The organism is Spirosoma daeguense, assembly GCF_054776875.1.
This window is the reverse complement of the sequence record NZ_BAAHBF010000003.1, coordinates 123,811-137,028: the sequence shown is the minus strand read 5'-3', so window position 1 is coordinate 137,028 and position 13,218 is coordinate 123,811. Positions and strand designations below refer to the sequence as shown.

At 47.3% G+C, this 13,218-nt stretch carries 6 protein-coding genes; 5 read left to right on the top strand and 1 reads right to left on the bottom strand.

Annotated features, from left to right (window positions below):
* The first annotated feature begins 25 nt into the window (after positions 1-25).
* The 4 genes from ACYVD4_RS09770 (at position 26) to ACYVD4_RS09755 (ending at position 10,087) form a co-directional block, all read left to right on the top strand.
* Complete coding sequence (locus ACYVD4_RS09770) at positions 26-2,443, top strand: ABC transporter permease (RefSeq protein WP_460944944.1); 2,418 nt, start codon at positions 26-28, stop codon at positions 2,441-2,443.
* 60 nt (positions 2,444-2,503) lie between these two features.
* On the top strand, positions 2,504-4,930 hold the full coding sequence (locus ACYVD4_RS09765; RefSeq protein WP_460944942.1) for an ABC transporter permease: 2,427 nt from the start codon (positions 2,504-2,506) through the stop codon (positions 4,928-4,930).
* Positions 4,931-4,975: 45 nt separating this feature from the next.
* A complete protein-coding gene (locus tag ACYVD4_RS09760) occupies positions 4,976-7,411 on the top strand; it encodes an ABC transporter permease (protein ID WP_460944940.1) in 2,436 nt (811 codons plus the stop codon).
* 255 nt (positions 7,412-7,666) lie between these two features.
* Positions 7,667-10,087: an ABC transporter permease gene (locus ACYVD4_RS09755; RefSeq protein WP_460944938.1), complete on the top strand. Its 2,421-nt coding sequence runs from the start codon at positions 7,667-7,669 to the stop codon at positions 10,085-10,087.
* A 151-nt stretch (positions 10,088-10,238) separates the two neighbouring features.
* Here the strand turns inward: ACYVD4_RS09755 and ACYVD4_RS09750 are convergent, their stop codons facing one another.
* On the bottom strand, positions 10,239-10,691 hold the full coding sequence (locus ACYVD4_RS09750) for a hypothetical protein (protein ID WP_460944936.1): 453 nt from the start codon (positions 10,689-10,691) through the stop codon (positions 10,239-10,241).
* Positions 10,692-10,730: 39 nt separating this feature from the next.
* Here ACYVD4_RS09750 and ACYVD4_RS09745 point away from each other — a divergent pair, with 39 nt between their 5' ends.
* The gene (locus tag ACYVD4_RS09745) at positions 10,731-13,154 is read left to right on the top strand and encodes an ABC transporter permease (protein ID WP_460944934.1); all 2,424 of its coding nucleotides are present in this window, start codon (positions 10,731-10,733) and stop codon (positions 13,152-13,154) included.
* Positions 13,155-13,218 lie beyond the last annotated feature (64 nt).

Genomic DNA, 13,218 nt, shown 5'->3' with positions numbered 1-13,218 from the left:
GTCTCTTCTCTACACAACAAATCCTATGCTACAAAATTATTTCAAAATCGCCTGGCGGAATCTGATCCGCAACAAAGCCTTTTCGGCTATCAATATTCTGGGATTGGCTATTGGTGTTGCAGCCTGTTTGCTCATTCTGCAATACGTTACGTTTGAGTTAAGCTACGATAACTTCCATGCCAAAGGCGATCGAATTTATCGTGTTATTCAGGACAGATACGATAAAGGCAAACTCAGCACACAATGGGCTGGTGGCGCACAGGCCGCCGGTAATTCATTTAAAGCCGCTTTCGGTGAGGTAGAAGATTATGTAAAAGTGCTGAAGCGTCGAGCAGTCATCGCTGATTATGGCGACAAAAGCATGAAGGTCGAGCGCGTGTTTATTGCCAGTGAATCATTTTTTAAAATTTTCTCCTATCCATTACTGGCAGGCGATGCGGCTACGGTACTAGCCGAGCCAAACACCGTAGCTCTCTCGGAATCAGTGGCTAAGCGATTGTTCGGAAACGAAAATCCAATGGGTAAAACCATTAAAATAAATCAAGGGAAGGCAGTAAAAATTACGGGCGTGTATCAGGATATGCCTGCAAACTCGCACTTACACGCCGATTTGCTAATTCCCCATGTAACGTTTATTAGTGAAGTAGGCAAGGATAACAATCCAGATAATGCCTGGATGTGGGATGGTGCGTTAGCCTATCTGTTGCTACGTTCCGATGCCAATCCGCAAGCGCTTGAAGCCAAGTTTGTTCCATATATTCAGAAAACGATTGGTGCCGAACTGAAAAAATATAATGCCGACGCGGTTTACAAACTTCAGCCACTCCACGACATTCATCTGAATTCGCATCTTATGGAAGAAGCGGAACCCAATGGCGACGGAAAAACCGTTTACCTGCTCTTGGCTATTGCGTTCTTTATCGTTGTAATTGCCTGGGTAAACTACATCAACCTGGCCACAGCGCGGGCCGTTAATCGCGCTAAGGAGGTGGGCGTTCGTAAAGCTGTTGGTTCGTTACGTGGTCAACTCATTCGGCAGTTTATGACCGAGGCCGTTTTGCTAAACGGGCTGGCCGTTGGGCTGGCGCTCCTCGTGGTTGTTGCAACTTTACCGATGTTCAATCAATTGTCGGGCCAGTCATTATCCTTTACGCTACTAGGCAGCCGTATGTTCTGGTTACCACTGATCGGGTTATTTCTAGTCGGTTCGTTTCTTTCCGGCTTGTATCCGGCATTTGTCTTGTCAGGGTTTCAACCCGTATCGGTACTGAAAGGTAAAGTAAGATCGTCGCGGCAGGGCATCGTTTTGCGCAAGTCTCTGGTTGTGTTTCAGTTTGCGGCTTCGCTTTTTCTACTGGTGGGCACGTTGGCGGTCTATCACCAGATTCAGTATATGCGCTCGCAAAGTCTGGGGCTGAATATTGAACAAACGCTGGTGATAAATCCACCAATCATCGGTACCGATTCTACGTATATGCGGAAGATGCTGGCGTTTAAAGAAGAGTTGCTACGTCGGTCGGGCATCCGGTCGGTTTCGGCCTCTACGGTCGTGCCCGGTCAGGCTTCGGATTGGAATGCGGGGGGCATTCGGCTGAAAGGAATGGATGAAAGTAAAAGCGAGCAGTATCGCGTTATCGGTGTCGATTACGATTTCCTAAAAACATTCGACTTGAAATTAATTGCCGGTCGCAACTTCGCCAAAGAGTTCGGCAGTGATCCTAAAGCACTAATTTTCAACAAAATGGCCGCCAAACAACTCGGCTTCGATAAGCCAGAGCAGGCTATTGGCAAGCAGGTCGATTTTTGGGGTGAAACGTTTACACTTGTAGGCGTTACCGATAACTTTCACCAGCAGTCGCTGCGAGATGCTTACGAGCCGCTTATTCTTCGACTGATACCCGATGTACGTGGCTTTTTCTCAATCAAACTTGCGTCTGGCGAACTCAACCAGTCTGTTTCTGACATCCGTGCGGATTGGAACCGCTTTTTCCCCGGAAATCCATTCGAGTATGCGTTTCTGGATGAGCGTTTCAACGAGCAATACCGCGCCGACCAGCGATTTGGGCAGGTATTTGGCCTGTTTACGGGACTAGCGATTCTGGTAGCCTGTCTGGGTTTGTTTGGATTAGCGTCATTCACTACCGCCCAACGTACCAAGGAAATTGGCATTCGGAAGGTACTCGGCGCATCGGTCGGCGAAATTGTGCAGATGCTATACCGGGAATTTGCCGTATTGATTTTGGTTGCCTTTGTGATAGCTACTCCGCTGGCGTGGTATGCGGTGCATCAGTGGCTCAAAAGCTATGCTTTTCGATCTACGCTCGACTGGTGGATTTTTATAGTACCCTTTATGCTTGTGCTAGTTATCGCGTTGTTAACCGTTAGTTTCCAAAGCCTAAAAGCCGCGTTGACAAATCCCGTTAAATCGCTACGTAGCGAATGATTGTAGATTGTAGAGACAAGGCATGCCTTGTCTCTACGTAACGTAACAATTAATACCCTTATGCTCACAAATTATCTTAAAATCGCCTGGCGGACGCTACGTAAACAACAGGGTTTTACGTTTATCAATATTTTCGGACTGGCGGTTGGGCTTGCCTGCTGTATGCTCATCATGCTGTATGTGCTCGACGAGCTGAGCTATGATCGTTATAACGATAAAGCCGACCGCATTTACCGGATACACTCCGAAATTCGGTTTGGAGGAAACGATATGCATTTTGCTATTTCACCCGACCCAATGGGGCCGACGCTAAAAAAAGACTATCCTCAAGTTGAACAGTTTGTCCGATTGCATCAGCGTGGTACGTGGTTAGTCAGACGAACGGGTGAGCCAACGAACTTGCGCGAAGACAACATTACGTTTGCCGATTCAACTCTGTTCGACGTATTCACGCTTCCGCTACTTTCTGGCGATCCTAAAACGGCGCTTCGTGAACCTAATTCGGTTGTTATCAGCGAATCGGCGGCCAAACGTCACTTTGGTTCTCAAAATCCGATGGGAAAGACGCTCGTATTTGACAATAATCGGACATTTAACGTATCGGGTGTTATGCGCGACATGCCGAAGAACGCTCATTTTCAGAGCAATTTCTTTTTAAGCATGCTTAACGATGATTATGAGTGGGGCCAGTGGCTCAGCCATAATCACCATACGTATATTCTGTTCAGGCCCGGAACCGATGTACAGGCTTTTTCTAAAAACTTCACGACAATTATTGAGAAATACGTCGGCCCGAAAATTCTCCAGTTCACCGGGTCATCAATGGCTAAATTTCGCAGTGCTGGCAACCGGTTAGGCTACTGGTTCATACCGCTAACCGATATTCACCTGCATTCGAAACAGCAAATCGAACTCGCCCCTAACAGCGATATTCAGTACGTTTATATTTTCTCGGCAGTAGCTCTATTTATTCTGTTGATTGCTGGCATCAATTTCACGAATCTGGCAACGGCTCGCTCAGCAAATCGGGCTAAAGAAGTGGGTATTCGAAAAGTAATGGGTTCGGAACGGCAACAGCTCATTGGACAGTTCATGACTGAATCGGTGCTGACAACGATTCTGGCGATGCTACTAGCCGTGTTGCTCGTTGTATTTACGTTGCCGGGATTCAATATAGTAGCGGCTAAAGAACTCGATATTAGTCAGTTGATTTCGCCGTCTTACTTGCCCTTTCTTATTGCATTACCGGTGGTGGTCGGATTACTGGCGGGAATTTATCCAGCCTTCTTCTTATCGTCTTTCCGGCCAATCAAAGTACTGAAAGGCCGAATTAACGTTAGTTTTCGAAACGCCGGACTACGTAGCGGTCTGGTTGTATTTCAGTTCATGATGTCGGTTGTGCTCATTACCGGAACCATCATTGTTTATCGGCAAATCTCCTACATCCAAACCAAAAATCTGGGTTTTAATCGGGAGCAACTGATTACCATCAACGATGTGAATGCCATTGGAAAACAGACTGAAACGTTCAAACAGGAAGTGCTACGTTTACCCGGAGTAGTGAATGGAAGTATTTCTGGTTTTCTGCCAACACCATCTGACCGAACCGACGGCTCATTTTTTACCGAAGGCCAATCCAATTTGAATCAGAGCGTTCAAATGCAAGCCTGGGGTATTGATTACGATTATATAAAAACGCTGGGAATGCAGGTAATACAAGGACGGAATCTTTCACGCGATTTTGGCGCCGATTCGGCGGGTATTATTCTCAACGAAACAGCCGTGCGTATTTTAGGATTTCAGAACCCGATTGGCAAACGAATCTGGCGTTTTGACGATGCGCAGCTTAAAATTCGAAGAACCTACACAATCGTCGGTGTTGTCAAAAACTTCCATTTCGAATCGCTTCGGCGGAATATTGGGGCATTGGCAATGATTCTTCGGCCTAATTCGAGAGCCATTACGTTTCGGTTGAGCAGCAACAACGTACCGGCTTTGGTTGATCAAATAAAGACAAAATGGCAACAGATTGCACCCGGACAGCCCTTTAGTTATCAATTTATGGACGACAGTTTCGATGAGATGTACCGGGCTGAGCAACGTATCAGCACTATTGCACTGACGTTTGCGGCCCTAGCCATTCTGATTGCCTGTCTGGGATTATTTGGTTTAGCGGCATTTATGGCCGAGCAACGTACCAAAGAAATTGGAGTCCGTAAAGTATTAGGCGCGTCGGTGGGCAGTATCGTTACGTTGCTCTCCAAAGATTTTCTGAAACTGGTGTTTATCGCCATCGTTATTGCTTCGCCCATTGCCTGGTACGTTATGAATCAGTGGCTCAATGACTTTGCCTATAAAATTGATATTGAATGGTGGATATTTGCATTAGCCGGATTGCTGGCCGTCGGTATTGCGTTACTGACTGTTAGTTTCCAGAGCGTGAAAGCCGCCCTGACCAATCCGGTGAAATCACTACGTAGCGAATGATTGTAGAGCCAAGGCATGCCTTGGCTCTACATAAGAATTACCCCTATGCTCAAAAACTATTTTAAAATCGCCTGGCGCACGATACGTCAGCAACGGTTGTACAGCCTACTCAACATTGGCGGCCTGGCCCTTGGTATGGCTACCTGCGCCCTGCTAATTCAGTACGTCAGATTCGAACAGAGTTACGACCAGATCGTTAGCAAACAAGTTGAGACTGACGATAAGCCTGTTTACCGGGTCGAAACGCTATTTTATGGGGGAGGTCACAAATCCGAACACTGGGCCACGAGCACCAATGGTTTCGCCCCAGCCATGAAAGCGAACTTCCCGGAAGTTGAAAGTTTCACCCGGATTTTCTGGCGCAATTCTGAACGGATTGTCCGGTATGAAAATCAGAAGTTTCGCGAGCCGCACGTTTGTCTGGCCGATTCTAATTTCTTTACGTTCTTCGATTATCCGGTTCGGTTAGGCGACCGCCGTTCGTTCCTGAATGAGCCTAACACCGTGGTTCTATCAGAATCGGCAGCGCGGAAATATTTTGGCTCGCAGAATCCGCTCGGCAAAACGCTCGAAATCAGCACGCTGGCCAAAACTCAGGCGTATCAGGTGACGGGCGTTTTTGCCAATTTGCCCGTTAACTCGACCATGCAGTTCGACATGCTCATTTCCGGAAAAAGTGCTACGCCCAAATTCTGGAATTTCTGGTATCAGCACGCAAGCTATACGTTTGTGCAACTCAAGCCAAACAGCGACCCTACCCGCGTTGAAGCGAAGTTTCCAGCGCTGGCCGAGAATTACAAGACCGAGCAGACGATGAAAGACGTTACGTGGGGCATTAAATTAGTGCCGCTTCAGGATATGCATCTGAACCCCGCAACGCCTAACGAAATTGAGGTTAAAGGAAATCGTACAGTTGTGCGTTTTTTGTCGATTATTGCGCTCGTCATTTTGCTGATTAGTTGGGTCAACTACAGCAATTTAACTACGGCTCGTGTGCTTTATCGGGCCAAAGAAGCGGGCGTTCGACGCATGATTGGCTCATCCGGACAGATGCTGCTGTATCAGTTTATTGTCGAATCGCTGTTACTCCATACTATTGCCTTGCTGGTGGCTATACCTACGCTTCTGGTAGCCATACGTTTTTTGCCTGATTCGCTTCACCTTCATGCCGCACAGGACATCTGGACCGACCCAGTAGTTTGGCTAGGGCTAAGTGGTTTATGGTTGGCAGGCATTGTCATAACAGGCTTATATCCAGCCTTTACATTACTACGTGTGTCGCCGGTTTCGGTATTGAAAGGACGATTCCGATTTTCAGGAGCAGAGGGAACCATGCGCCAATCGCTGGTGGTGGTTCAGTTTGTGATTTCGGTAGTGCTTATGATCAGTACGCTGGTTGTTTACCGGCAGACGTATTACATGATGCATCAACGTCCGGGCGTATTGACCGATCAGGTGGTTGTTTTGAAAGCTCCTGTCAATACGCCCGATCACGCCAACCGGGTTGAGTTGTTCAAAAAGCAGGTCAACGCATTGGCGAACGTATCGAACGTAACAGGTTCGGGAGCTGTGCCGGGCGAAGAAGTTGGGCAGTTTCTGGCCAATCGGCGGTTTGAAGCACCGGACGCCAGCAATCGACTTTTCGAGATGCTGAAAGTTGATTTCGATTTTATGCCTACCTATGGGCTGCATCTGCTGGCAGGTCGCGCTTTTGATAAAAATCGGCCAGCCGACTCACTAGCGTTGGTTCTTAATGAATCGGCGATTAAGCAGTTTGGTTTTACGTCGCCCGAACAGGCCATTGGTCAGAAAATAGCGCTGGAAACAACGCCAACCCGCGCTAATGAAATTATTGGTGTTATTCAGGATTATCACCAACAGTCGCTCCATCAGTCGTTTACGCCCATTATTTTGTTTATGGACCCAAAATTTAGCTGGATTCCAACTGAATATTATTCCATTAAATTTCGCACCGATGATCCACAAAAACTGCTCGCTAACGTAGCAACTATCTGGGATACTACGTTCCCCGAATCATCGCTTGATTATTTCTTTCTGGATTCGTTTTACGCAAAGCAATACCAGTCTGACCAGCAGTATGGTCTGCTCTTTACGTTGTTTGCCGGGCTTGCCATTTTCATTGCCTGTCTGGGTTTGTTTGGTCTTGCTACGTTCAGTGCGCAGCAACGTATCAAAGAAATTGGTGTTCGAAAAGTGTTAGGCGCTTCGGTTGCCAGTGTCGTTACGTTGCTGTCGAAAGATTTTCTAAAACTGGTTATCATTGCTATCGTTATTGCCTCGCCTATTGCCTGGTATGCTATGACTAACTGGCTCTCGGCCTATGCCAATAAAATCAATATCGACTGGTGGATTTTTGCACTGGCGGGAGTTCTGGCTGTTCTGATTGCGTTCGTTACCATCAGCTTTCAGAGCGTGAAAGCCGCGCTGGCGAATCCCGTAAAATCGCTACGTTCCGAATAAATTTATAACGAATTTGTAGAGACAAGGCATGCCTTGTCCAGTATGCGTCAGCAATACCATCCAGTCAGGAGACAAGGCATGCCTTTTCTCTACTTAACATCTTTTAACAGCCTACAAATCAATCTATAGCGCAAACATAAATACCTTCACGGCATAATAAAATAGCAAGGATTGCGAGGTATGGCATGAGATATTCCGTGCTTAAATAATAGCAGCAATCTCCTGCTTTTTCCAGCAAATCCAGCCCGTGAAATTATGCTACAGAATTACCTCAAAATCGCCATTCGCAATCTGCTTCGGCGGAAATTCTATGCGTTTGTTACATTGCTCGGCCTGACAGTTGGCATTACCTTTTTGCTGCTCATTGCCAACTATATTCAGGGCGAATTAGCCGTCAATAAATCTCTCCGCCATGCAGATCGGCAGTACCTAATCCAGAGTCGATGGAAGGAGGAAACGATGGGCATGGATATTACTACGTTGGGACGCATTGGCCCAACGCTTAAGCAGCTATATCCGAATTTGGTAGCGAATTACTACCGATTCTACGGCGTAACGGCGATTATATCGAAAGGCGAAAATCATTTTCGTGAAGGAATTGAAATTGGGGATTCAACACTGCTGTCGATGTTCGGATTTCCGATGCTCTACGGCGACCCTAAAACAGCGATGCTGGCCCCAAATTCCCTTGTCATTACGTCGGAAATTGCGCAGAAGTTTTTTGGAAGAACCAACGTACTCCGTGAACAGCTAGACGTTCAGACACCGCTTGGCGGCAAACAGCTCTTCACGATCACCGGTGTACTGGAGAACCCGCCCAGGAATAGTGTAATCGACCTACTACCCACTCGCGACCAGATTTTCATGTCTATGCGCGACGTTGGCTATTTTACGCCAAAGGATGGGGTCGATTCCTGGCAGAATCAGTACATTCCAAACTATATAGAACTCCAGCCGGGCGTCACCGCCGACCAGCTCAAAAAGCCGCTTGAGCAGGTTCTTGCTACGTATGCTCCACCCGGTTTTAAGGAAAATTTGCACCCTTACCTCAGTCCGCTGGCAACGTATTATCTTAAAGCCAGCAATGGTCTGGTCGAAAAACTGATCTTAACGCTGACCATAATTGGCTTGTTTATTCTGTTGATGGCGGTTGTAAACTTCGTCAATATTACCATCGGCATGTCAGCTACGCGCTTGCGGGAAATTGGCGTCAGAAAAGTACTTGGTGGCCTGAAAAAGCAACTTATTGGGCAGTTTCTGGCCGAAAGCCTGCTGTTGACGTTTGGTGCTACGTTATTGGCGCTTATCTGTCACGAAGCTTTTCGCTTTACGTTTGCCGACATTCTGGAACGTCCGATTCCTTCACTTATCACCTGGTCGCCGTTGGCGTATGCAGGGTTACTAGGCTTGGTTTTGGTTATTGGGCTACTGGCGGGTGGTTATCCGGCGTTTATTCTATCGCGCTTACCGTCGGTCGAATCGCTGAAAGGTAAACTTACCGCGTCTGTGCAGAAAGGGCTTGGTTTCCGCAGGGCGTTAATTGTGTTTCAGTTCACAGTTGCCATTTTCGTCTTTGTGGGCGCCATGGTTATTAGTCGGCAGGTTTCTTATTTTTTCAGTAAAGATCTAGGCTATCAGAAAGAGCAGATCATGACCGTAGCATCTGTGCCACGCGATTGGACGCCAGCGGGTGTGCAACGCATGGAAGGAGTGCGCGGACAACTGGCACGTATTCCCGGTGTGCGTGACGTCAGTTTTTCGTTCGAAATTCCTGATGGTCGAAGTAGTGGTAGTGTTAGTATCTTTCAGCAAGGGCGCGACAGTAGCAGCGCGGCCGTTGCGATGGTGATGAGCACCGACGAGCGTTTTGTGCAGACGTATGGTCTCAAGGTACAGGGAGGGCAGTTTTTCAATGCTAATGGCGGTGGTTATGATTCTACACAGATAGTGATCAATGAATCGGCGGCCAAAGCACTGGGTTGGAATGACCCCAGCAAAGCAGTAGGACAACTCATTCGATTTCAGGGAGGTGGCCCAGCCAATCGAGTTGGTGGCGTATTAAAGGATTTCCACTTTGGTTCGCTGCATGAGTCTATCAGTCCGCTAGTCTTCGTTCACGTTCGATCTAATCCACGTTATCGTTACTTCACGTTCAAGTTAGCACCTTCCAACAATTTACCCGAAACCGTAGCAACCATCGGGAAAGAATGGGCAAGGTTGTTTCCAGATGCGCCTTTCGAGTATTCGTTCATGGACGATACGCTTCAAAAACTGTATCAGACCGAAATTCAGCTTCAGAAAGCCGCCCGACTTGCTACGATACTAGCATTAGTGATTGTATTCCTCGGCGTATTAGGTCTAGTGTCGTTGAACGTAACGCGCCGTACCAAAGAAATTGGCATTCGGAAAACGCTGGGCGCGTCAACGGTCGGTATCATTCACCTGTTTATGAAAGAGTTCATCGTCATTCTGATCATCGCCAACGTACTGGCATGGCCATTAGCTTATTATTTTCTCCAGAACTGGCTAACTCATTTTGCCTATCGCACCGATTTATCGTGGTGGCCTTTTGCGTTAGTGGCGCTTGCATTAGCAACCTTAACGGGTATCATTGTCAGCACACAAGCCATCCGGGCCGCTCTAATGAATCCGGTGAAAAGCCTGCGGAGCGAGTGAAGCCGAAGCGTCGGCCCGGCGGGATTTGTTGATTGTCTGAACCGGGATTTACAGGATTGAAAGGATTAGCAGGATTTCGTTTTCTGTCCTACTTTACTCTCAATGCATTAATAAATCTTTATAATCCACTAAATCTGGGTTCAGACATCAGCTAAATCGCGGCCAGGAAATGGTTCAGATCGAGTTGAAGGATTTCGGAGAAGGACGATTCTATAGTTAGACCACCGTCGCCAAAACAATAACGAAGCCATTTTTTGGTATGATAATCATAGACAAACCCTTCCCGAATGCCATAATTATCATCATCTATCAACTGAATGACTTTTCGCAAATCAGCACGTAAACCGTTGGTATGACAAATTTCAATAATGATGGGAGTTTGAGCCATCTCATTATCCCGCAACGAAATATCAGGCACTGGACTTACTTTTCCCTCGTCTAACATGGTTTCGGGTAACGGCTCCAACGCAATTGCTTTTTCCCGGTGATACAATACACCTAGCCCAATATTTAGCAAGGATATAACACGTTGATGATTGATAGGGGCCCATACGCCTAAATCTTCAGCGACCAGTGACGGCTCAGTAGCAGCAGGAAAATACATAAGTATTCTATTGTTTTAACAAATCTAACCAAAACGTTCATGCTCTGCAATTACGCTAAAACAGCTTTCCGAAACCTGCGTGTGCAACGTGCCTACTCTCTGCTGAACGTAACGGGTCTCACCATCGGCATAGCGGGCGGGCTGCTCATTTTCATATTCATCCGATACCATCTCAGCACCGATCGACATCACGCAAAATTCGACCGGACTTTTCGCGCTGTGGTCGATTTACACCTCGATGATGGCTCGGTAGAATATTACCCCGAAGCACCGCTGCCGATGGCAAAAACGCTACGTAGCGTTTACCCGCAGGTGGAACAGGCCGCTTACCTGAAATTCAATCGGGAGTTAACCGTCGAACCTGTTGGAACGTCGATTCCGCAACGTACTACGTCTTCTGCAAAACAGTCTGTACGGTTTCTGGAGCATACAGGCACCGCCCTTGTAGAGCCTGAACTCTTTCAGATTTTTGATTATAAATGGCTTCGGGGCAATCCTAAAACGGCGCTACGTTCGCCGAATAGCGTAGTGCTTACCGAGTCGTGGGCGAAAAAATATTTTGGCGACGCAGACCCAATCGGCAAAACACTAAAACTCAACCACGTAGTGAATGCCAGCGTAACGGGCTTAATAGCCGATCCGCCCAAAACGACGAATACAGACATTCAACTCTTTATTTCTATATCAACGCTTAAGGCGCTTATTCCCGATTACGATCAACAGGATTGGGGCAATCTGATGTCGACTGACCGACTCTACGTAACGTTGAAAAATCCTGAGTCTGTAACCAGCCTGGAAGCAGCGATGCCTGCCTTGCAGAAACAACAATTTGGCAACATGGCTCATGTGTTTCAGTTTCACATTCAACCACTTGCCGATGTTCACTTTGATACGCAACGTATCGGTGGTGGCACCATTCGGCGATCTTTGCTCTGGTCGCTGGGGTTGATCGGCTTATTTCTGATGCTTACGGCCTGTATCAATTTTGTTAATCTGGCAACGGCGCAGGCGTTACGTCGAAGCAAGGAAATTGGCATTCGGAAAACATTGGGAAGCAGTCGTGGGCAACTGATACGTCAGTTTTTGTTGGAAACATCGTTTATCGTGCTGACCGCAACGCTACTGGCTTTTCTGCTGGCGGTTGTTACATTGCCGTTGTTCAATCGCTGGCTGTCGACCCATTTGTCGCTACGTCTGGACTGGCTCACGCTTGGTTTTTTCTTGTTGCTCGATGGCCTTGTTATTCTACTAGCAGGTGGCTATCCGGCCTTTATATTATCGGGATTCAGCCCGTGGGCAGCTTTGAAAGGCAAGCTGTCGGTAGGTAGCCGCAGTGCGTTTTCGCTACGTCATACGCTGATTGTGGTGCAGTTTGTGGTTTGTCAGGTGTTGATTGTGGGGGCCTTGATCGTAGCATCGCAGGTTCGTTACTTGCGGGAGGCTGATCTGGGTTTCAAGAAAGACAACGTATTGATTGTTACGTTACCAACGTCAGACAAAAGCCAACGTAACGCTTTCAAAAATGAGTTGCTTCAATACCCCGACATTAAATCGGTGAGTGCAAGCTATCGGCCACCGTCGTCGCAGGTGATGAATGGCGGCTCCTTCAAAATAGAAGGCCAAGGCGACTGGGAGAAATTTCCCATCCGCGAACGTAGTGCCGATCAGGATTACGTGCAAACGTATGGTTTACAACTAGTTGCCGGACGTAACATTGTACCGAGCGATACAATTCGGGAATATCTCGTCAACGAAGCATTCTTGAAAAAGCGTAACATTCGCGACCCACAACAGGTTTTGGGGCTAAAAATGCAGTACTACCTTTCGCCGATTCCATTGCCCATTGTTGGTGTAGTTAAAGATTTTCACCAGCGTTCGTTACGTGAAAAAATCGAACCCTGTTTCATTGCCAGCCATGCGCCGATGTTTCAACAGGCCGGTATTCGGATAGCAGGGCAAAATCCGACGCAAACGCTTCAGCATATCCGACAAATCTGGCAAAAGTTTTACCCAAGCGAAGTGTTTGAATATACGTATCTGGATGAGCAATTGGCCGAATTTTACGAAACCGAAAACCTGCTCTTCCGGCTCATCAATACGTTCACCGGCATTGCCATTCTGATTTGCTGTCTGGGATTGTACGGACTCGTTTCGGTAATTGTGGTGCAACGTACCAAAGAGATTGGCGTCAGGAAAGTGCTGGGCGCGTCGGTTACGAGTATCGTTACGTTACTGTCCAGAGATTTTCTAAAATTAGTAGGTGTTGCTATTTTGCTCGCCAGTCCGCTGGCGTGGTGGGTCATGAATCAATGGTTGCAGGATTTCGCGTATCGCATTCAGATCAGTTGGTGGGTTTTTGCGCTGGCCGGTACGCTGGCGGTGATTATTGCCCTGACAACCATCAGTTTCCAGAGTGTGAAAGCCGCGTTGGTCAATCCGATAAAGAGCCTGAACCGGGATTGATCTGATTGTCTGAACCTGGATCTACAGGATTGCAAGGATTAGCAGGATTTTGTTTTCTATATTA